This window comes from Ilyomonas limi, assembly GCF_005233845.1.
Classification (GTDB): Bacteria; Bacteroidota; Bacteroidia; order Chitinophagales; family Chitinophagaceae; genus Ilyomonas; species Ilyomonas limi.
This window is the reverse complement of sequence record NZ_SZQL01000026.1, coordinates 18,210-40,174: the sequence shown is the minus strand read 5'-3', so window position 1 is coordinate 40,174 and position 21,965 is coordinate 18,210. Positions and strand designations below refer to the sequence as shown.

Annotated in this window: 23 protein-coding genes; 11 read left to right on the top strand and 12 right to left on the bottom strand. The window is 39.3% G+C overall.

Translation table 11 applies throughout. From position 1 onward, the window contains the following. Positions 1 to 53: 53 nt before the first annotated feature. Positions 54 to 398, top strand: a complete 345-nt coding sequence (gene panD / locus FC093_RS21465; RefSeq protein WP_137263872.1) for an aspartate 1-decarboxylase — start codon at positions 54 to 56, stop codon at positions 396 to 398. A gap of 61 nt (positions 399 to 459) precedes the next feature. Here the strand turns inward: panD and FC093_RS21460 are convergent, their stop codons facing one another. Beyond that, positions 460 to 669: a hypothetical protein gene (locus FC093_RS21460; RefSeq protein ID WP_137263871.1), complete on the bottom strand. Its 210-nt coding sequence runs from the start codon at positions 667 to 669 to the stop codon at positions 460 to 462. A 169-nt stretch (positions 670 to 838) separates the two neighbouring features. Further along, a complete protein-coding gene (gene cysM / locus FC093_RS21455; RefSeq protein WP_137263870.1) occupies positions 839 to 1,720 on the bottom strand; it encodes a cysteine synthase CysM in 882 nt (293 codons plus the stop codon). Between the two features lie 524 nt (positions 1,721 to 2,244). On the opposite strand from cysM, the gene FC093_RS21450 reads away from it, so the two are divergent. The 4 genes from FC093_RS21450 to FC093_RS21435 all read left to right on the top strand — a co-directional run bounded on the left by FC093_RS21450 (position 2,245) and on the right by FC093_RS21435 (position 7,691). Further along, on the top strand, positions 2,245 to 3,627 hold the full coding sequence (locus FC093_RS21450; protein ID WP_240743402.1) for an MBOAT family O-acyltransferase: 1,383 nt from the start codon (positions 2,245 to 2,247) through the stop codon (positions 3,625 to 3,627). A gap of 117 nt (positions 3,628 to 3,744) precedes the next feature. Then, on the top strand, positions 3,745 to 4,698 hold the full coding sequence (locus FC093_RS21445) for a hypothetical protein (protein ID WP_137263868.1): 954 nt from the start codon (positions 3,745 to 3,747) through the stop codon (positions 4,696 to 4,698). A gap of 502 nt (positions 4,699 to 5,200) precedes the next feature. Continuing rightward, positions 5,201 to 6,616: an MBOAT family O-acyltransferase gene (locus FC093_RS21440; RefSeq protein ID WP_137263867.1), complete on the top strand. Its 1,416-nt coding sequence runs from the start codon at positions 5,201 to 5,203 to the stop codon at positions 6,614 to 6,616. 4 nt (positions 6,617 to 6,620) lie between these two features. Next, complete coding sequence (locus FC093_RS21435; RefSeq protein ID WP_137263866.1) at positions 6,621 to 7,691, top strand: hypothetical protein; 1,071 nt, start codon at positions 6,621 to 6,623, stop codon at positions 7,689 to 7,691. A gap of 275 nt (positions 7,692 to 7,966) precedes the next feature. Here the strand turns inward: FC093_RS21435 and FC093_RS21430 are convergent, their stop codons facing one another. Genes FC093_RS21430 through hemA form a run of 5 tightly spaced genes read right to left on the bottom strand, consistent with a single transcriptional unit; the run spans position 7,967 to position 12,706 of the window. Next, positions 7,967 to 8,746, bottom strand: a complete 780-nt coding sequence (locus FC093_RS21430; protein WP_137263865.1) for an energy transducer TonB — start codon at positions 8,744 to 8,746, stop codon at positions 7,967 to 7,969. A gap of 57 nt (positions 8,747 to 8,803) precedes the next feature. Beyond that, on the bottom strand, positions 8,804 to 9,829 hold the full coding sequence (gene hemE, locus FC093_RS21425; RefSeq protein WP_137263864.1) for a uroporphyrinogen decarboxylase: 1,026 nt from the start codon (positions 9,827 to 9,829) through the stop codon (positions 8,804 to 8,806). Between the two features lie 15 nt (positions 9,830 to 9,844). Then, on the bottom strand, positions 9,845 to 10,564 hold the full coding sequence (locus FC093_RS21420; RefSeq protein WP_137263863.1) for a uroporphyrinogen-III synthase: 720 nt from the start codon (positions 10,562 to 10,564) through the stop codon (positions 9,845 to 9,847). Further along, on the bottom strand, positions 10,551 to 11,477 hold the full coding sequence (gene hemC / locus FC093_RS21415; RefSeq protein WP_137263862.1) for a hydroxymethylbilane synthase: 927 nt from the start codon (positions 11,475 to 11,477) through the stop codon (positions 10,551 to 10,553). Before hemC ends, FC093_RS21420 begins: the two co-directional genes overlap by 14 nt. Before the next feature lie 5 nt (positions 11,478 to 11,482). Beyond that, the gene (hemA, locus tag FC093_RS21410) at positions 11,483 to 12,706 is read right to left on the bottom strand and encodes a glutamyl-tRNA reductase (RefSeq protein WP_137263861.1); all 1,224 of its coding nucleotides are present in this window, start codon (positions 12,704 to 12,706) and stop codon (positions 11,483 to 11,485) included. A gap of 1,019 nt (positions 12,707 to 13,725) precedes the next feature. On the opposite strand from hemA, the gene FC093_RS21405 reads away from it, so the two are divergent. From FC093_RS21405 to FC093_RS21390, 5 genes are all read left to right on the top strand, one after another. Further along, the gene (locus FC093_RS21405) at positions 13,726 to 14,415 is read left to right on the top strand and encodes a hypothetical protein (protein WP_137263860.1); all 690 of its coding nucleotides are present in this window, start codon (positions 13,726 to 13,728) and stop codon (positions 14,413 to 14,415) included. Between the two features lie 464 nt (positions 14,416 to 14,879). After that, entirely contained in the window at positions 14,880 to 15,212 is a 333-nt protein-coding gene (locus tag FC093_RS24725) for a methyltransferase family protein (protein ID WP_137263880.1), read from the top strand. Next, positions 15,172 to 15,339 (top strand): hypothetical protein, encoded by a 168-nt coding sequence (locus FC093_RS23880; protein WP_170971179.1) that lies wholly within the window; start codon positions 15,172 to 15,174, stop codon positions 15,337 to 15,339. The genes FC093_RS24725 and FC093_RS23880 overlap by 41 nt, the downstream gene beginning before the upstream one ends. 79 nt (positions 15,340 to 15,418) lie before the next feature. Then, positions 15,419 to 15,976: a GNAT family N-acetyltransferase gene (locus tag FC093_RS21395; protein ID WP_137263859.1), complete on the top strand. Its 558-nt coding sequence runs from the start codon at positions 15,419 to 15,421 to the stop codon at positions 15,974 to 15,976. Between the two features lie 218 nt (positions 15,977 to 16,194). Beyond that, complete coding sequence (locus FC093_RS21390) at positions 16,195 to 16,620, top strand: hypothetical protein (protein WP_137263858.1); 426 nt, start codon at positions 16,195 to 16,197, stop codon at positions 16,618 to 16,620. A 303-nt stretch (positions 16,621 to 16,923) separates the two neighbouring features. Here the strand turns inward: FC093_RS21390 and FC093_RS21385 are convergent, their stop codons facing one another. Together FC093_RS21385 and FC093_RS21380 are read right to left on the bottom strand one after the other, a co-directional pair. After that, entirely contained in the window at positions 16,924 to 17,568 is a 645-nt protein-coding gene (locus tag FC093_RS21385) for a 3-keto-disaccharide hydrolase (RefSeq protein ID WP_137263857.1), read from the bottom strand. Positions 17,569 to 17,797: 229 nt separating this feature from the next. After that, entirely contained in the window at positions 17,798 to 17,980 is a 183-nt protein-coding gene (locus FC093_RS21380) for a hypothetical protein (protein ID WP_137263856.1), read from the bottom strand. A 159-nt stretch (positions 17,981 to 18,139) separates the two neighbouring features. Between FC093_RS21380 and FC093_RS21375 the strand changes: the two genes are divergently transcribed. Then, the gene (locus FC093_RS21375) at positions 18,140 to 18,412 is read left to right on the top strand and encodes a hypothetical protein (protein ID WP_137263855.1); all 273 of its coding nucleotides are present in this window, start codon (positions 18,140 to 18,142) and stop codon (positions 18,410 to 18,412) included. Positions 18,413 to 18,421: 9 nt separating this feature from the next. On the opposite strand, the gene aroC is transcribed toward FC093_RS21375, so the two are convergent. The 3 genes from aroC to aroB all read right to left on the bottom strand — a co-directional run bounded on the left by aroC (position 18,422) and on the right by aroB (position 21,950). Continuing rightward, entirely contained in the window at positions 18,422 to 19,453 is a 1,032-nt protein-coding gene (gene aroC / locus FC093_RS21370) for a chorismate synthase (RefSeq protein ID WP_137263854.1), read from the bottom strand. Between the two features lie 55 nt (positions 19,454 to 19,508). Further along, positions 19,509 to 20,840, bottom strand: coding sequence for a 3-phosphoshikimate 1-carboxyvinyltransferase (gene aroA / locus FC093_RS21365; protein ID WP_137263853.1), 1,332 nt, complete (start codon positions 20,838 to 20,840; stop codon positions 19,509 to 19,511). Between the two features lie 90 nt (positions 20,841 to 20,930). Further along, positions 20,931 to 21,950: a 3-dehydroquinate synthase gene (aroB, locus tag FC093_RS21360; RefSeq protein ID WP_137263852.1), complete on the bottom strand. Its 1,020-nt coding sequence runs from the start codon at positions 21,948 to 21,950 to the stop codon at positions 20,931 to 20,933. Positions 21,951 to 21,965 lie beyond the last annotated feature (15 nt).

Below are 21,965 nucleotides of genomic sequence, written 5' to 3'. Positions count from 1 at the left end.
TATTAGCTTTTAACGTTGTAATTAGTCATAAAAGCGCCTACCTTTGCGCCGCTATGCAAATAGAGGTATTAAAATCGAAGATTCACAGAGCCGTTATTACCGAAGCGAACCTGCAATATGTGGGAAGTCTTACATTGGATGAAGACCTGATGGATGCAGCCAACATGATTGAAGGGGAAAAAATAACCATTGTGAATGTAAATAATGGCGAACGTTTGGAAACCTATATCATTAAAGGCAAAAGAGGCAGCGGCACAGTGTGTTTGAATGGTCCGGCTGCACGCCGCGGTACGGTTGGCGATGTTATTATTATAATATCGTACGCACAAATGGATTTTGAGGAAGCGAAATCTTTTAAACCGTGGTTATGCTTTCCGAAGGAAGGAAATAAGTTGTAACAAATAAAATGCTTAAAAAATAACCGGCTATTGCTCCGTTCAATACAATAGCCGGTTATTGCTATATCCTGTCGCCCAGGTTATTTTTATCATCGCCCAGCCGTGCTGTTTCCCCTTCGTCCAAATCGTCGTTGGGGCTATGAATGCTTAAGTCGGCATCCTGCGCAATATCCTTTTCTGCCTGCTTGTGCGCCGCCTTTACACTCTCGGGCGTATCCTGCCTATTCTTTATTTGCTTTTTCGTTTCTTCTGTATTATTTATATCTGGCATAAACTGTTTTTTATTAAAAGGAAAAATTTGTGCCATTCATCAATTAAAAAATATAAAAGAGAAAACCATTTTTCTATCAATACGTTATTACCTGAATATGTTTGATATAAATAGCCACATCTTGGATGGTGTTCCCGCCTGCCGATAACTCATTTAACTGATAGCATAATCAATCAAAAATATCAGAAGATAAATAGCGGTCACCTCTATCACAAATTATACATACAATTACACCTTTATCTAGTTCTTTTGCTAGTTCAAGGCTGGCATATACGGCGCCGCCACTGCTCATACCGGCAAAAATACCTTCTTCTTTTGCCAGGCGTTTGGTTATCCTGCGCGCATCCTGTTCATCTACCGATATAATACGGTCTATGCGGCTGCGGTCGAATATTTTAGGCAAATAGGCTTCAGACCACTTGCGGATGCCGGGAATGTGCGAACCTTCGGTTGGCTGGCATCCAACGATTTGTATATCCGGATTTTTCTCTTTAAAAAATTTGGAAGCGCCCATGATGGTACCGGTAGTACCCATAGATGATACAAAATGGGTAATAGTGCCATCGGTATCGTGCCATATTTCGGGACCAGTAGTACGGTAGTGCATCATAGGGTTGTCTTCGTTGGCAAACTGGTTGAGCATGAGGTAACCGCCCTTTGCCAATTGGTCTGTAGCATAGTTGATAGCACCTTCCATAGATTGTTCTTTAGGTGTCAATATTACTTTAGCACCAAATGCCTGCATGGTTAGCACGCGTTCGCGGGTGGCGTCTTCGGGCATTACTATCTCGATAGGCACATCAAACATGCTTGCAATCATGGCTAAGGCAATGCCGGTGTTGCCGCTGGTAGCCTCAATTAACTTTGTACCGGGCTTTAGTTCGCCGCGGTCTATGGCACCTTTTATCATGCCGTAAGCAGCACGATCTTTTACACTGCCGCCGGGATTGTTGCCTTCCAGCTTTGCATAAATGGTTACCTTATCATTTTCCGGAAGTTTTTTCAGTTTTACCATTGGTGTATTACCAATCAGATCAAGAATATCGGCCATAGGTTTTCTGTTGCTTTATCGTGCAAAAGTTGCAAGTTCTGCTGAAAAGCGGAAAAAATAAAATAATGGCGGATGGAAGGAAAAGAAGGCACTGTAAGCAAGAGATTTTTTAACTTACAAACACGATGAAAAGTAATTGTAAAAAAGGTATATATGTAGCAAAATATCCCTCTTTTCAGTAAAAGATGATTGATATATATTATAATTAATCAACTTATATACTGACACAAACACCCAACTTTAATCTTCTATTAATCCAATTATGTGCATTAATAACTTATGTAATATACATTTTTATTATTTATTTAAACTTAATGTGAAAACATCCATATTTAAGGCCGTCTTTTAAGCTCACTCTCAACTTTTTTTTATAATATTGCCACTCCATACACCAAAGCAAATTGTGAATGCTGTTTAATTCTCTACATTTTGTCGCTTTTTTTATAGTGGTCACTACACTATACTTTTCTCTTCCGCATAAATTGAGGTGGGTGTTATTGCTATTAAGTAGTTTTTACTTTTACATGGCGTTTTTACCGGTGTATGTTCTTATTTTGCTGGTTACCATTGTAATAGATTATTATGCTGGTATTTACATCGCCAAATCGCATGGGCGAAAGCGCAAACTCTATCTGATAGTCAGTTTAATTGCAAATATTGGCTTTCTAAGTTTTTTTAAATATTACGACTTTCTCGTTGGCTCAATAGATGAACTGTTCAATGTGCATATTCCGTATATGCGGGATTTATGGTTGTCATCGCGCATTATTGTATGGAACAACTGGGTGAACAGTCATCTGAATCTGATAGGTACAGACCTGCCTATTCTTCAAAATATTATTTTGCCTATTGGTTTGTCTTTCCACACCTTTCAGGCAATGAGCTACACCATTGAAGTATATCGCGGTAATCAAAAACCCGAAAAAAAATTTGGCATCTACGCGCTGTATGTCATGTTTTACCCGCAGTTGGTTGCCGGACCAATAGAGCGTCCGCAAAATGTAATACACCAGTTTTACGAGAAGCACGATTTTAACTACGACCGCGCGGTAAGCGGGCTGCGGCTGATATTGTGGGGAATGGTAAAGAAGGTGGTAATCGCAGACCGGCTGGCCATTTATGATAATGCCATTTTTTCAAACCTTAGCCATCACAGTGCGCCTACGCTAATCATGGCAAGTATTTTTGGCCCCATACAGGTGTATTGCGATTTTTCGGCTTACTCAGACATTGCCATCGGAGCTGCGCGGGTGATGGGCTTTGAATTAATGACTAACTTCAGGCGACCACTATTCGCAAAGAGTTTCCAGGAGTTGTGGCAGCGCTGGCATATATCACTTACTTCATGGTTCAGAGATTACCTGTTTTTTCCATTAGGTGGCTCAAGACGCAAAGGAATGCTGCGTGGCGCCTTCAACCTCATATTTGTATTTGTAGTAAGCGGGCTGTGGCATGGTGCAAACTGGTGTTTTGTATTATGGGGTTTTACCCACGGCATACTGCTGGTAGTGGAGCGGCTGATAAAGCCTTTTACCAGTAAGTTCGTACGGTTTTTAGGCAGTGCATCCACCGCCATAACCACCGTGTTTATCTTTTTAATGTTTGGTTTTTCAAATGCCATGTTTGTAAGCAAAGACCTGCACGAAGTAGGTGGCTATTACAAAAATATATTAACCTGGAAATCGGGTGGATTATACAAAGGCGAACCACCTACCGCTATTATCTACTGCATTATTGTAGTTGCCATTTTGTTTATTGCAGAATATACCATGGAATATAAGCCCCAAATAAAATTGCTTGGGCACAAAAATGTGGTGGTACGCTATACCGGCTATGTAATGCTGCTTACGCTGCTGTTACTTATCGGTGTATTTAATGGCGGGCAGTTTGTGTATTTTCAGTTTTAAAAATGATTGCTGTTAAATTATTTGCGATATTACTTTTTATAAATAAACTGCATTAAAAAAAACAAAACAGTTCACTATCCAATTCAATAAATTATAACCCTTAACAAGCACGGATGTATGAGAAACGGCTATTTCAAATTTGCTTATAAACTGCTTATTCTTATTGCCATTATGTTTGTGGTAGATAGGGTTGGCGGCAGCATTATGGCCTATTATTTTGAGAAGGAACCACTGGGCGATGCGGCAGCTTTTGCTCATGCAATAGAAAACCCTAATGAAGACATCCTGGTATATGGAAGCTCAAGGGCTATGCACACATATGATCCGCGGGTGCTTGAAAAGCACTTAGGGTTATCCATTTTTAATTGCGGGCGCAATGCTTCTACTATTATTTACCACGCGGCTATATTGCCATCGGCACTGAACAGGAAAGGACCATTACCCAAAGCCATCATACTGGATGTTACGCCTAAAGAACTGTCGTGGCGTGGCGGCGAAGACGGAAATGCCATACTGGCAAGCATGATTTTGCCTTATGTGGATAAAAACGAGCAGTTTGAGAAAATGGCAGACGACCTTTTTCCAAAAGAACTGATGAAGGCTAAAGTCTCCAAATTATATCCGTACAACTCTATGATCCTTAATATTATCCGCAATTACTCGAAAAAGGCTAATGATAATATAGCAGGCTACGTACCCCTTTTTGGTACGAAGGCCAGCCGGGAGCCTATTACACTCAACTTTAATGCAGAGATAGATAACTATGCTAAAGAAAAGTTTGAGTTTTTTATAAAAGAAGTTACTTCCCGGCATATTCCATTATATGTTATTATTTCGCCTGCTTTTGTAAATCCGTTTCCGGACACCAAGTCGGAAATTGCAACTAAGGAAATATTGGCGCGCTACAATGTGCCACTTTGGGATTATTCGATAGATACCACTTTCCGCAAGCGGAAGTATTTTTACGATAATGTGCACCTCAACGAAAAAGGAGCTGCTATTTTTTCTGAATTTATTGCGAAGCGCATTAAAGATTCTATGGAGAAAGATAATTATGGTGTAAGGCAGTAATTGAGCAATCACTATTCTTAATAAACAACAGAATGACCTACAACTGCGAGTTAATACCACCAGTCACAACCGGAATAAGAAGAAGGATGGGCTTCCGGGTTTAAGGTAGTAACGGACGTGCTATCATTAGTAATAAATAGCCTGAGTATTATACCGTCTAAACATAAGTAAACCAACAACTTTCAATTGTCAATTAACCCAATTACTCACAGTACCTGTATAGCGTTTTAATACATTATGTGGTGAGACGTAAGAATATACATTAACAAAGCAATTAAAATGTATCTGACCAGAAAATTATTTAATTCCGCCATTGAGCAAGCCGTAATTTCCAGTAATCAGTTTGGCGCATTTCGTGATAAATATGGTAAATATATTTTCTTATAAAAACATGTTATGTTCTTACATATTTTTGGCCTTTTAAAGCAAACATCATGAATTTTGTTTCCCGTTAGTTTCATGAGTAAAAAAACTTAACAACTTCTGAAACTGTACCAATACTATGCTGTTTAATTCTTTTGATTATCTTCTGTTTCTTCCTTTAGTTTTTATTCTTTACTGGTTTGTATTTAACAAAAACCTTACGCTGCAGAATCTGTTTTTACTGATAGCCAGCTATATTTTTTATGGCTGGTGGGACTGGCGGTTTCTGCTTTTGCTCATTCTTTCAACCTGCATTGATTACAGTTTTGGACTGGTTATCCATAGATCCAAGAACCATAAAAAGCTTTACCTTATTCTAAGCATTGTAAATAACCTGATAATACTTTGCTTTTTTAAATACTACAATTTTTTTGCAGACTCGGCCCAAACCCTGTTAGATACAATTGGCTTTCATATAGAACCCTACATATTAAAAGTAGCGTTACCAGTGGGTATTTCATTTTATACCTTCCACGGCATGTCGTATGTGTTTGATATTTACCGCGGAAACACAGTACCTACTAAAAAGTTTATAGATTACTCTGTATTTGTTTGCTTTTTTCCGTTGCTGGTTGCCGGCCCTATTGAGCGGGCTACGCACCTGCTGCCGCAGGTACAACAAAAACGTACCTTTTCTTTTGAAAAAGGTAAAGAAGGGATAAAGCAAATATTATGGGGACTTTTTAAGAAAATTGTGATTGCAGATACCTGCGCCAAATTTGTAAACGAAATATTTGATAATTATCACGCTATGCCAAGCAGTATGCTGGTATTAGGCGCCGTTTATTTTGCCTTCCAGATTTACGGCGATTTTAGCGGTTATTCCGATATTGCTTTGGGATCGGCAAGGCTCCTGGGTTTTGAATTGCTTATCAATTTCCGTTATCCTTATTTTTCAAGGGATATTGCTGAGTTTTGGCGGCGCTGGCATATTTCGCTCTCAAGCTGGTTCAGAGATTACTTATACTTCCCTTTAGGCGGCAGCCGCGGCACTTTAATGCAAACAGTACGCAATACGTTTATCATTTTTCTGGTTAGTGGCTTTTGGCATGGCGCCAACTGGACGTATATTATATGGGGATTTTTACATGCTTTGTACTTTATGCCATTGCTATTAGCTAAAAAGAACCGGACCCACCTCGATACAGTAGGCAGAATACCAAAGGTTTCGGACGTAATAAGAATATTGGTAACTTTTATATTGGTAACTTTTGCCTGGATATTCTTTCGTGCGCCTACGGTTTCAGATGCTTTTGAATATATCAGCTGCATGTTTTCTTTTAAAGCCGGGGGTATTCCTGTTTATTATTTCAGCATTCTTCCTTTTATCCTTCTCATGTTCATTATTGACTGGCTGGGTAAAATGTATGATTATCCTCTACGGATGAATCATACAGCAAAACCTATACGGTATGCCTTGTACTTTATATTGACTTATTCCGTTATATCTCATATTACCAACACGCCTAATACATTCATTTATTTCCAATTCTGATGACATGAAGAAATTCTTAACCCATTTTCTGGTAGTAGCATTGTTGATTGGTGTGGGTTGTATTGCCTTGTCAGCTATTATTTATACAGCCTGTGCAGGTGACTATTATGATGAGTACGAGTTGTATGAACCCATTGTTAAACAGCACAATTTTAAAGAAGATACCGGCAGCTATAATACGCTCTTTATTGGCACCAGTAAAACATACAGGCATGTCAATCCGCTGCAGTTTGATAGTATTACCGGTACAAAATCGTACAACCTGGCTTATGCAGGCTTGTATCCATTTCGTTTGTACGATGCTTTAAACCATATCATGGAATTTAAGAAAAGCGACAGCCTGAAAAATGTGTTTATAGAGATAGCTGCATTGGATTTAATTCAGGATAATTACGATAATGACATCTATGTTTATTCTTTGGATTTTAATAAATACCAGAATGCTATAAGTACCCTATCCGGGGGCAATTTTCCTCCTAAAATCAGGGCAAAAGGATTGTTTTATTATAACCGCTTATTGCTTTATAAGTATGCAGGTTTTGGAATCATCAAATACATCAATAACTTTTTGGGCATGGATGAGCCTGCTGATTTAAATGAACCTGCTTTGCAGGATTATAAAAAAGTGACAAAAGAATACCGTGGTTACGTTAGTCTGAATATGCAGTTCGATTTATTAGGGGGAAAAGATGATGAAACCAGAAAGGCGTTTTTAGAACATGGAGCAGCTATGACTAAGCGTATGGTGGCCAATTACCCTCAGCATTGCCAGGAGGCGCAGAGTGATGAGCTTACGGAATATATTATTTCTGTTGCTAATAGCTTAAAGGAAAAAGGTATTCATGTATATTTTGTATTGCCGCCAAGAAAAATGTCTGATATGAATTACCTGCTTAACCAGCGCAATGTGCTATCTAAAAGTGGCTTTACTGTTTTTGATCTGTCAGACCCTGCAAAATATCCAGAATTTTATAAAGTGGAAAATTCTTACGACATAGCACACATGAATGCTTACGGCGCTTTTTTGTACACTAAAACCTTTGCTACTATGGTAAAGCCTTATTTAAATAAGTAGTAGCATCTGTTTTAGAAGCTGCTTAAGATGAAGGGGCAGTTGTGTACAATTAATTGGTTTTGATTAAAACAACGTAAGCCTTACTGTTATATCCAACTTTGAAGGCTGAATATTATATTCCACACAGTTGCAAGTTAAACCTGGCAAAAACCATTAAGAAACATGGAATAAGCAATTCAGGAAGCTTTTAAATTTGGGTGCGTGTTAAATAAATGAAATTAGAAGGAACAAAGGCTTTTTTGTATACACCCCGAAATTGTTTTACAAAGTTCCACTTAGTTATTGATTACCTGATAGGTTAATGATTGCTTTTGCCTGTACAATACCGGCCTGCCATCCTGCACGGCAGGCTGCCATTTAGGGCTGTCAGCTATCAGCCGTATTACTTCCGCATCGCCACTCCATTCGCAGGATTGATACAAATAAATATCATCGGTACTCCCTTGCTTATTTACTAAGAAACACACAATTACCGTATGTCTTCCTGCCTTTAAAACATTTTGCAACCTTGCCGGTGTATTAAGATTATGCTGACAATAATCTACCCAATCATCTGCTCCACCTTTATATTTTGCTGCTACTTGTGTATGCCAGCTTACTTCCCCCTTTGTAGTATCTCCGCTAAGAATGCGTTTTCCATCTTTGTCATACAAATATGTTTCCTTCTTTACCACCACCCCATTGTTGTAGGTAACCATGTCGGTTTGTGTATTGCTTCTTTTATACTCCCAACTACCATCCTTTCTTCCGTTGTTTACATATCCGGTACTATCCAGTAATCCTTTGTTGTTATACCAGCAAAAGCGCCCATTAGGAATAGTAAAATTAGAGTCTCGAAAGCTTTCCTGTCTAATCATAGGACCATAAACATTGTAATACCTGGATATATACGTAGTATCGTTTTGCATAATGATATGCATAAAATAGCTTGCACTTTTAATATCCTTTGCAGGGCTGCCATCTTTTTTGTAGAGGTAAATGGCGCCATCAGTTGTTTGACTGAGGCAAGTGCTTGCTGCAATAAGGCAGCAAAAAAACAGAACAGCAATTCTCATATGTAAGCGTTTTGGTGGCGCAAAAGTAAGGATGAGAATAGAAAAACAAAGCAGCAATTACCAATTGCTGCTTACCTCTTTTACAGTATTTACAAATGCTTTCGCATGATCTACAGGTACATTCGGTAAAATACCATGGCCGAGATTGGCAATGTGCTTTCCTTTGCCAAATGCCAGCATCATTTCCTTCACTTCTTTTTCAATAACGGGTACAGGTGAAAGCAATTTGGCAGGATCGAAATTGCCTTGTAATACTACATTATTACCTGCAAACTTCCGAGCTATTTGTGGGCTGATGCACCAATCAATTCCTAATGCCTGCGCGCCCGTAGCGGCCATGTTTTGCAAAGAATGCCAGGCGCCTTTAGCAAAAATAATGGTAGGCACTTCGTCCTTTAAAGCAGCCACAATCTGCCGGATGTATTGCAAGGAAATATGTTCAAAATCGCCCGGACTCAACAAGCCACCCCAACTATCAAAAATCTGAACCGCATCCACGCCGGCTGCCACCTGTCCTTTGAGGTAAGCAATGGTGGTATCAGTAATCATTTGCAGCAGTTGATGCGCAAGTTGCGGTTGTGTATAACAAAAGGCTTTGGCTTCATCAAATGTTTTGGAGCCTTTGCCTTGTACCATATAGCACAATATTGTCCATGGTGCACCGGCAAAACCAATAAGCGGTACGCGGTTATTCAGTTCTTTTTTGGTAAGTTGTATGGCATCAAATACATAGCTCAATGTTTCATTTACATCAGGAATATAGATGCGTTGTAAGTCCTTTTCTGTTTGTATCGGTTCGGGTAAAATCGGACCTTTATTTTCTATCAACTGTACTTCCAGCCCCATTGCCTGCGGCACTACCAAAATGTCCGAAAACAAAATAGCTGCATCCACACCCACTTGTTCCACAGGCTGTATCGTAATTTCTGTTGCCAGCTCAGGCGTTTGTACCCGCTCAAAAAAAGAATACTTTTCTTTTAGCTTCATGTAGTCGGGCAGGTAGCGGCCGGCCTGGCGCATCATCCATACAGGTGTTCTTTCGGCTTCTTCGCCGCGCAGCACTTTCAGTAAAATATCATTCATGTTGTAAGTTGAAAATTATAAAGCCTTGGCAGCTTGTTCTTCGTAATATTCAATAAGCAGGTCTATCATGCTTTCAGCGCCCGGCCATTCGCTGGTAACAATTTTATTGGCGCAATAAGACTGAATGGTAGCAGCAGTCGTTTTCCCTATAGAAAACAATACTACATTAGTTGGTATGGTGTTGAGCGAAAAAAAACTATGTACCGCACTGGGGCTAAAAAATAAAATGCCTTCATAATCTTTTTCTATAAAAACCGGTGTTTGATCTGTAGTATAAACAACTATTTCATCTACCGCTTTGCCATGCGATTGCAATAGTTCGGGCAAATCGTTGAGCCGTTGATCACCACAAAAAAAAGTAATGGAAGAAGATATATTTGCTGCTAATATTTTTTCAGCCAAAATGGTTGCATTTTTAGCTGTTGCTACTATGGCAGCTTCCCCAAAATATTTAATAACGTATTCTTTGGTAATGCCACCTGTACAAAAAATTTTCCAATGAGGCACAACCGGTAACTGCGACGCAACGGCATTCACCGCATTCATGCTGGTAAACACAGCAATAACCGGTTCATTTGCCAAAATCTGCAGGCGCTGCTGCAATGCTTCACTTTGCAAATGCTTGGTTTCGATAAACGATATGCATTCTATTTCCAGATGATTTTCAGATGCTCTCCTAACCAGCGCATCATCCAGCATACGCGTACTTAAAAGGTGAATATTACTTTGCTGCATGTTGTATAATTTCAACGATAGCGGCTCCACCGCTGGCTAATATTTGCTGCGCTAATGTAGTACCTATATTTTTATCACACGCACTTAAGTTGATACGTTTTTCAATAGCTGCTTTTTGCTTTCCATCCGGCGACAAGATATTTCCTTTAAACACTAATTCTTCACCTTCTATTTGCGCCAGCGCACCAATTGGAGTGGAGCAGCCACCCATTAAAGCCCGTAAAAAATCGCGCTCTACTTTGGTGCATACAGCCGTGTCAGTATCATTCAGCAACGCACACTGTTCTAAAACAATAGTATCTTCTTCGCGGCACACTACTACAATGGCGCCTTGTGCCGGGGCGGGCAACATCCAGTGCAGGTCTATTGCGTTTGATGGACGCAATCCAATGCGTTCAATGCCCGCAGCAGCGAAAATAGCGCCACCCCAATTGCTGTCTTTCACCTTTTGCATACGCGTATTTACATTACCGCGGAGGTTTTCTATCTTATGATTTGGATAACGGTTGAGCCATTGCGCCATACGTCGCACACTGCTCGTTGCTATTGTTGCAACGGACTGTTCATCTTCTAAAAAAAGGGGATTGTTTTTATATACCAATACATCCGTTTGCGAAGCACGCTTCAACACGGCTGCCTGAATAATGCCTTGTGCCATTTGGGTGGGCACATCTTTCATAGAATGTACGACTATATCTATACGCGCAGAGAGCAAAGCAGCATCCAGTGTTTTGGTAAAAATACCCTGTACGCCTAAAGCGTACAATGGCGTTACAAGGTCTATATCACCTTCACTTTTTATATACACCAGTTCCGAAGCAATGCCATGCTGCGCAAGGTTTTGCTGCACCAGCGTAGCCTGCCACACGGCAAGCTCACTCTCGCGCGTACCAATGCGTAATACCTTATTCATGTAAATTAATTAGTGGTACAGCCAATATAATCGTTAATGGCTTGTATATAGTTGCAGCCGGGCTGATGCGTGCAGCGCATTTTAACAGCCATGGTGTTTATTACTTTTTGGATAGCTCCATTATCTATTGGCCGAATTGTTTTTCGGCTATCGGTATGCACCGATGCGTATAAGCTGCAATCGTGCATGGCTATCAGCTTTTCTTTTACAGCTAATAATACCGGCACATACTTGCGGTTGTAATACCATTCCTTAAACTCCTGTAGGTGATGCGCAATAATGCTTTTTGCTTTTGGCACTTCAGCAAGGCGCTTCTGCAGGGTTTGATCGTTCAACCTGGATAACTGGTCAACATTTACCAGTTGTATATAAGGCAATTCTTTTACCGCAGTATCAATGTTATTGGGAATAGAAAGGTCTATTAATACTTTGTTGCTGCTATTTAATAAATGCTCTTTCAGGATGATTGGCTCACAGGCATTAGTGGCAACAATAACTACATCCGATTCGGCAATCTCTTCGTATAAATTATCGTAAGAAGCTACATTTACACATAATGATTTTGCAAGTGATTCAGCTTTTCCTTCAGTGCGATTGAGCAACGTAATATCACAATTGCCTATATAATCAACAATGTTTTTGCAGGTGCTGGCGCCTATCTTACCAGTACCAAGCAGTAATATTTTTTTGTTCTGAATATTAGGTACATGCGCCTTTAGAAACTGAATGGCAGCAAAGGAAACAGAAACAGTGCCGCTGCTTAATTGTGTACAGCTTTTAATAGCTTTAGAAGCCTGTAATGCACCATTGATCATGCGCTCCAGCAAAGTGCCGATAAAGCCATTTTCTTTGGCAAATTTCACTGCCTGCTTAAGCTGTCCTACAATTTCGTAATCACCCAAGATCTGCGAATCCAAACCGGCAGCTACATTATATAAATGCTCTATGGCAGCAGGCCCTTGCTTAACGTAAGCCAACTCATTAAATGTTTCAATAGTGCCGCTCGTTTCGCTGCAGAGCAGTGTAGTAAGTTCACATGCAGTATGCGCCAGACCATATATTTCGGTGCGGTTGCAGGTACTTAATACAAACAATTCTTTGAGGCCCGATTGTGCAGCTTTTTGTAGTAGAGAAGCATATTGGATAGGGTTAATAGCGAAACAGCCTCTTACGGAAGCATCGGTTTTTTTATAATTGATTCCAGCGCAAAAAAATTGATAAATATCCATTTAATTATTCGTTAAACTAAACCTATCTGATTGGACACAAAGGTACTTCGCACACAAGGATAAGCACTTGATAAATAGTGTTTGCATTGTCATTTCTCTGTCATGTTTAAAATTATACTTATGTAAAAATGTATTGAAAGCTGAATTCAATTAACAAGTGCAATGTTTGGTTTTTATAAATATAGTTCGTTAGGAGTTTTGTAGTTAAACTTTCTGATGGTTCTGTTATTGATGATCTGTTTTTCTTTTTTGATATCTCTTACAGTTACTTTTGTAAAGTATGTTTTCTATAGAATCTTGTGATCAAGCTGTTTCTGTTTTCAATGCTTCCCCTTATGCTGAGATATGTAAGGACGACAAAATATTTTACCCCCAGTTTTGTGGCAATATCTCCTGATGCAGACTGAATGCCTGGTCATCTTTAAAGGTTATAGCTTTAAATTATAGATGATTTTTCATTCTTTCTATGATCGCCCTTTTATTTTCGGTGGCTGTTTATTGGTTGAACTTACATAAATGATAAAAACAAAGTATGGAAAATAAAACAATAGCCAACGGTGTTTTCTATCATTGCAACCGACAATTCTGCGCTGAATATCAGAAACGCTATAAAACAATATCTTTATCCAAGCTGGCGCAACCGATTGCCGCTATAGTAGCAAGCGGATTAAAATGTTCTTTACGACAGAGAATCAATGCATGCAGCGTTTGACAAAGCTGACTTATTTGCAATTAGAGCGTTAAACAAGAACTTCCATTCTATTTAATTAAATGCACAAAATAAATAACCCTGTTTAGCGCAGGTATTAGCACAGCACAGGTGTAAATGATAAAAGCCTATTTCTGATAGGTTTCTTTTTAGTATTCAACTAAATAAATAAAGAGTGTAATTTGCTTTTCTGTATTATATATTAGATGCTGCTTCAGCATTACCTTTATACTGTTCTTTGAGGTGCGCCGGCGCTAACACCGCAAAGGGCAAAAAATAAAAACATTGCCTGCAATAAACGCATTATTCAATGGAAGTCTATAGCGAAAAAAGCTTTCTTGATTTTTTTAAGGCACTTATCAGATATTTAGCCTCTGGCTTTATATTTATCATTGTCTTTGAATATTTGCGACATGATACTTCGATATGGTCTTTTACAAAAGACAATGCAAACTGGACTTTAATTTTAGTGGCGGCTATTTGTGGCATCTTAATCTACGCTATTCATGCAGCCTTTTTAGACGATTTGTTTTACCGAGTGTCGTTATGGTGGCTGGTAAGAATAAACGGGAATAAAGACTTTTACTTACCCAATGAATTTAAAAAAACCGTCGTAATAAGAAATAAAATCAAACCTGTTCCGCTTTCGGAAGTAATGTTTAATCTCACAACATATAGATATTTGAGAGAAGGCGACAAAAAGGAGGATATGATGGGCATACAAAACAGGCTTGACCAATTACTTGCCTTATTAGTTTTTTTATATACCTCCTGCTACTCATTAATACTTCTCCCGATAGCATTTGCAGTGAAAAATTTCTATCAATCAAACTTTACTGTTTTTACGGTAGATAAGGATTTTTATCTGATTGAATTGTTAGGAATATTTCTCTTGATTTCCGGTTTTGCACTTGACTTAAAAATTACGAAGCGGGAGCTTTTTATTGTTAAAAAAATGGAGGAAGAAAATAAAACTGTGGCTAACAATACTACCCTGTAATTTATTTTTTATCTTCTGGAGTAAGTATCTGTTGCGGCTAGCAATTTCCCTATCGTTATACCATCGCAAACATTTAAACTGTTGTGTGCAACTCCAAAAGGGCTATAAAATGGAACTGTACGGGCAAAAAAGCAAAAGCATTCCCCAAAAGATTATTATTCATGCGTTAGAAATTGTATGTAGCTGGTTAAGCTATCGGATACTATTTCAGGAGGGTGGAGATTGGTGTCAAAATCATTTATATATTCCTGATATTGTCAAAGGATTGGGCGGCGGGTTATTATTTTTTCTTTCAATATTATTACTTTTTTGAGGCTTGCCTACATGATGGTCTTTCTGCTAAAAAGAAAAATTCCGTGGGAAGAAAGTATAAGCATTCCTTTTGCTTTTGCGCTGTATTTTATAAGTTATACTCTATTCGTCTTGCCTGTTAATCATCCTATTGATATGCCTGATTATTTTTTATCGCTTTATTTATTGCAGGTTGTTTCTTAAACACAGCTAACGAAGTTTTAAGAGATACATGGAAGCAACAACCCGAACATAAAGGACAGCTTTATACAGGCGGCTTTTTTAAGTATTCAAGACATATAAACTATTTTGGCGATCTGATGTGTGTGACTGCTTATGCATTAATAACGAGCAATGGGTATGCTGTTTCCATTCCCCTATTTCTCTTTTGTTTTTTCACATTCTATAATGCTCCAAAGCTTGATGAATATCTTAGCAGCAAGTACGGTGCAGCTTTTAAACACTATGCAAAAATCACTAAAATGCTTATTCCCTATGTTTATTAAAGATGGCTACAGCAAAAAAGAATTCTTTTACCAGGGCGACTTTAAAGAACCACCTTTTTCTTCACCTTCGCGGTGCGCTGTGTTAATTCCCCGAAAAATGGCAGATGATAACCGGGATATTACATGAATTTAAATAACCATTCCTTTGGTATATTTGAAGCGAATGAAAAAGCTAAGTAACAAACATTATTCTTAGCTATTCTGCTATGAAAGCATCTTATACGTACCACGACGGATTACAAACGGACAGATTAATTACCCGCTTTTTAACGCCGCAAGACATACCATTATGGGCAGCGTTTTTTAAAGACAAGGAAGCCATTGAATTTCTCTCCACGTTTGGTTTTAATTCAAACCTTAACATGTCAACATACTGGATTGAGAAACAATTATTGCGCTATAAAGAAAACAGGTATGGGTTACAGGCGCTTATCCATAAGAAAACAAAAGCGTTCATTGGTCAGTGCGGGCTTATAACACAGGAGATTGACGGGATATTGGAGGTGGAAGTAGGGTATCATATTATTAAAAAGTACTGGGGACAAGGCTATGCACCCGAAGCGGCAAGGTGCTTTATAGATTATGCTTTTACAAACAACATCGCGTCGTCTGTGATTTCCGTTATTGATATCAACAATACCAAATCGCAAAGAGTAGCTGCCAAAAACGGGCTTGTAAAAGAGAAACAAACTACATGGGCATATCACAATGTATATGTTTACCGCATAGGTAAAGAACAATGGCAGTGTAAAAAACAGCACTAACAGCAAAAGGCAGATTTCTAAACTGCTCCAACCCTGCAGGCAAAAATTTAAAAAAATTAAGCCCGAAATCAAAATAAAATTACCTTATCTTTAGAGTGCAGATTTGTTACGTAAACTGATTGTTGCCCCGCTGCACTGTTTTTTGCTCCAGAGATTGGATATACTGCTTCGCTCCGGTAGTCTGCAACGCTTAATTGTTGCTTACTAAAATCTTATATATGAATTACGATTATACGCAAAGCGATTTATCGCGTAGTATATTAGGCGGATTATTTTCGGGCATTGTAGCCACTGTCCTAAATATTATTTTTGTATATAGCTACCGTTTCTTTAGCGGCTTCGAAGACTTTCAGGGCTTCGATTTAACAGTCATTGTTTTTGGTACCCTACTATTATCATTAGCTTGCGGGGTGGTTTTTTATCTGTTTGTACATTATCTCAGGCGTGGCATTACTACCTACCGCATTGCTGTTTTAATTATCACCATTCTCATTATTTATCTTGGACTTACGCTGCGGCAATCCATTGTTGGCGAAGTGCCCATGGACTTCAGAATTATTGTTATTGCCACACAAACTGTGATTGGCGGGCTTGCAGCTTTTTTAATACCGTACCTCTTCAGGCACGACAGCCTTATTAGTTAAGGCAAGCGGCATTGTGTTTTTCACAATGTACCATACTTAAAATGCCTTATACGCTACTTTCCAAAACCACTAAGCGTATAAGGCATTTGTATGAAATAATTATTTCCAAATAAGTTATCAATACAAGCCTGTAAGCCTCAAGCTACAAGCATTGAACGGGAGATGCTATGCTGTTTAATTGAAAATGGTAGTATGTCCGCTTCAGTTAAGCAGCACACTATGTATGTATCTTGCTCACAGCCTGAATACGCCAACCTAACAGAAAGTGGTATAAAAAGAACTGTATTACCAGTTCTACAGATACTAATCTTTCAATGGCTTTACCATAATATCTTTAAAATAAACAATACTGTTAGGATCGTGTCCCTGCAGGGCAAATGTACCGCTGGAAATTACTCGTTCTTTCATGCCCTGAGGGCGCTCTATATTATCCGGCTCGGTATAGTCCACCACTGTTTTATCGTTTACCTGTATCACCACATGTTTACCTTGCACGGTTATTTTTTCGGTAAACCAAACGCTGTCTTTTGCATATTGTTCTTTTACATCTACTATCGAGTATAAACTTCCGGTGCGACGCCAATCGGTGTGCGAATTATTTACCTGCACTTCGTAGCCCTTGGCCGGCCATCCGCCCTGCTGGTATTTGGTATGAAAATAAATTCCGGAGTTAGCGCCGGGCATAGTCATCACCTGCGCTTTAAACTCAAAGTTCTTGAAATTGTGATTTTCAACCGGACCATCGTAGAATAAATGTGCAGTTTTGCCGTGCACTACTATCATTCCATCGCGTACGCTAAAGGTTTCTGCATTATCGCCCACTTTCCAGTCGTTGAGAGTTTTACCATCAAAGAGCGAAATCCAGCCTTCATCGGCTTTTTGTGCGAAAATGGAGCATGAAAAAATAAGTGCGCAGATGACAAATAAAATGTTTTTTGCAAATTGCATATTGGTGTTGTTTAGTAGATGAATAAATGCCTGTACAGCGTTTGCAGCGTTATTGCTATCACTAACCAAAAGCAATAAGACAGCAAGTGCTCATGCGTTGAAATACATGCTTAAACCTGTAATTTTTACCTGCTAAATATAGAACAATGCAATAGCATTATGCACATTAAAAAGTGCAATACCTTTAATAATTTTTAACCCTGACAAAAAGTTAAGTATTGTAACAGCTTTAATCTCTTTCCGTTTGTGCTTCTATCCCTTTTTCTACGTTGTCCAGTTGCTCCTGCGTTACTTCTACATCTTTCCCTGTAAAAGGGTTATGCACATGAATAGTTTGCTCCTGCTCGCTTGTGTTTTCTTTTGGCAAATCTGTTCCCTTTTGCGGTGTATCTTTTTTGTTATCTTCAGGCATAATCTTTTCTTTTTTGTACAGAAAAAATAGAGCCACAAATTATACGAAACCTTTTAAACAATTGATATCAGCAGCTTTATAAACTACTTTCTGCTATATTATTTTCCTGTTTATTTTTAGCCGGTGAAATTTACTTTCAAAGCAGAGGTGTACGGTTTAATGACAACATTTACAGCCGAGCGGATTTACTGCTCCAAACAGCATGAGCGTTTTCGTTTAATGCTTATAGGCAGCGATGAAAGTATTATTGTGCAAAATAACCGTCCGGCAATGGAAGCTAAAAAGCTGGACAAACCGGTGCAATGGTATGTGGTGGATGGAATAGTAAAGGATAAAGAAGCCTTGGTACCTGTGTATAAAAAAATGGAAGAAACAATAAATAATATACCCCGCGTATTGCAGGGTACATTGAACTTTATTGATAAATTGTAGCTGTTTATTTTACTGATGCGCATTAATTATTCTTGGTATTCTTTGCTCCAGCAACAACAAATCTGCAAGTACCATTGCAGTAACAGCTTCCAGCACCACTGGCACACGCAAAGCAATACACAAATCATGTCTGCCTTTTACCGAAAAACTTTCTACCTGGCCGGTTTCCCAGTTCAAGGTTTGCTGTTCTTTAGGTGTAGAAGAAGTAGGTTTTATAGCAATGCGATATACTAATTCATTACCATTCGTAATACCGCCCACAATACCGCCTGCGTGATTGGTTCTGGTTTTTCCGCTTTTATCTTCAATCGCATCGTTATGTTGTGCGCCAAACATTTTAGCTGCCGCAAAACCAGTCCCAAACTCCACACCGCGCACTGCCGGAATAGCAAAAGCTGCGTGTGCCAATAATGATTCCGCACTATCAAAAAAAGGTTCGCCCAAGCCAATAGGTAACCCATTTACCCGACATTCTACAATACCACCAATAGAATCTTTCTGATCAATAGCTTTTTGTAAACCTTTTTCCAAATCCGCTTCACCACCAATCTCCAGAATGGTTGCCCTTACCCCTATTTCCTCCTCACCTGCTGAGACGGGAATCTGAGCAAGCAACTTTTTTGCAATCACACCTACTGCCACCAGGCAAACGGTAAGTCTGCCGCTAAAATGCCCGCCACCGCGGTAATCTTCGTAACCACCAAACTTTTTACTGGCTACAAAATCCGCATGGCCGGGGCGCGGCACTGCCCTTTGTTTGGTATAATCACCACTGCGGGTATTATTGTTTTCAAATAAAATAGTGATGGGTGCACCAGTGGTTTTGTTGTTGAAAATGCCGCTTTTAAAAATAGGCAAATCGCTTTCCTGGCGCGGTGTAGTGCCTTTTTGCGTACCACCTTTGCGGCGCTCAATATCTTCTAAAAAATCTTCTACAGCTAAAGGCAAGCCGGCTGGGACGCCATCAATGTTTACGCCGGCACTTTCGCCATGCGACTCACCAAAAATATGTACACGAAATATGCGACCGAAAGAATTCATAGGAGAAGCCTCCAATCCCTGACGGGAGTAATAATTTATAATTTATTTTACTGTTTTACCCAACAACACTACAAACCGCACCTATGCTTTGTATATGCTCATAAAAGTTTGGATAGCTTTTGCTTACTGCTCCGGCTTCTTCAATTGTCGTTCCACCAGTTGCTTTTAAAGCCGCTACCGCACAAGCCATGGCTATGCGGTGGTCGTGACGCGAATGAACGGTTGCACCTTTTACGCCATTGCCTCCCTGCACAACCATAATGTTATCCTGTAAGTCAATCTGCACACCCATTTTACCAAACTCATCCTGCAAGGTAAGTGCGCGGTTACTTTCTTTATGCGTTAAGCGGTGCACGCCTTCTATCACTGTTTTGCCATTGCAATAAGATGCCAATGCCACTAACGGCGGAAACAAATCAGGGCAATCCGTTGCATCAAACTGAAAAGCTTTTAATGGAGCAGGTCCAATTTCAATTTGATCTGCTTGTATGGAAAGCTTACAGCCACACTCCACGAGTGCTCCTAAAATAGCTTTGTCTGCCTGTGTGGAATTAATATCCAAACCTTTCACTATAATGTTGCCTGCAATGGCACCAGCAACCAATAAAAATGCACCACCACTCCAGTCACCTTCTACCGTATAATTGACAGTGCTTGTGTTTGCTTCCGTTTGTGCTTTAAATTCAAATGATTCGTAGTTATTGTTTTCTGGAACATTTAAATGAAAATCCTTCATTACCTTCAAAGTCAAATCTACATACGGTTTACTTTTTAAATCAATAACATTGATGGTTGCATGTTGTGCATCTGCTGCAGCATAAGCCATTAATAAACCCGTTAAAAATTGAGAACTTAACGAGCCATCAATCGTAATATCTTTTGGCTGCAAAGGTCCTTGCAGTTGAATAGGCAATTTACCATTATTGGAGGCAATCTGTACGCCTAATTGCGGCAATACTTCATCAAAAAAATCCATTGGCCTCGTGAGCAAACTACCTTCTCCCACTATAGTCATTGGCTGCCGGCTCATAGCAACCAGTGGTGCAAACATGCGGATGCCCAGACCACTTTCGCCACAGTTTACTTTATTGGAAACGGGATTTATTCCTTTACTGGTAATTTTTAAAGCACCATCTTGTTGATTGACGGTTGCACCCAAAGCCTGTATTACGCGCAACGCTGCTTTATCATCGTTGCTAATGCCCGGATTGTGGATGATGCTTTCGCCTTTGCGCACTAATGATGCTGCACATGCACGCTGCATAGAACTCTTGGATGCGGGTGCACATATTTCGCCTGATACAGAAGATGGTTGTATAGTTACGGAGCCCCCGTTCCCTGAATATGTGTCTTGGTGCTGCGGTTGTGTATAGCTATTTGAAGTCATTTTTTGTTTACAATGAATATTTTTTGTTGTTGGGTTATCAGTTCTTTATCTCCCCCTTTGAAGTTAGAGCTTTTCTTTTCCTTTCCTTCTTCAGGGCTGGGGCATTGCTTCTTTTACTGCTTCAATGGTTAATGGCTGAACAATGGCTTTGCCAATCTTTTCTAACAACACATAATGCACTTCATTTTTAAAGCGTTTTTTGTCTGCCATCATGTTTTGCAAAGCTTTATCCATATTGAATTGCAGATAAGTAGGCAAGCCATATTTTTTTATAACACTTACTAATCTCTCTGTTGCATTAAAGCCAGTGTATTGCTCACTGATGTGTGCTGCTGCTACCATTCCGATTGTTACTGCAAAACCATGCGGCAACTGATTGTCGTTTTCTATTGCGTGACCTAAAGTATGACCATAATTGAGCAGCTTTCTTTCTCCCTTTTCAAACTCATCTTCCTGCACTACTTTGCTCTTAAGCATGGCATTGCGTTGAATAAGTTTGTTGAGTAAAATAGCATCTTTTTGAAAATCGGAAAGCTTGTGTTGCTCTAATAACTTAAACATAGCCGCATCTTTAATAGCCGCATGTTTAATAATTTCGGCAAAGCCATTTACCCATTCTTGTTTTGGTAAAGATTTCAATAGAGAATAATCGTACAATAAGAATGATGGCTGACGAATTAAACCCACCATATTTTTATACACGCCTACATCTACCCCATTTTTACCACCAATACAGGCATCTACCATAGCAAGTATAGAGGTAGGCACAAAACCAAACGGAATACCGCGCATGTACACGCCGGCAATATAGCCTGCCATATCGGTAATCACGCCACCACCTACGCCAATTAACATGGTTTTCCGGTCGGCGCCCAGGCTAATCATTTGCCCGATAACATCATCAACAGTTGCCTGATTTTTATACTGCTCGCCGGCTTTAATAACAATTGTTTTCCATCCTTTAAAACGCTTTTTGTTTTTAGCAAAAATGTTTTCATCCGTTAGAACGATAGTACTTTCTTTTGATGTAATTTTTTCTACATACTCCAACGAAGCATCAAAATAAAAGGTAGTGGAAGCGTTGGTGTAGTCAATCTTTTTTTTAGTCATGAGCAGTTTTGCAGA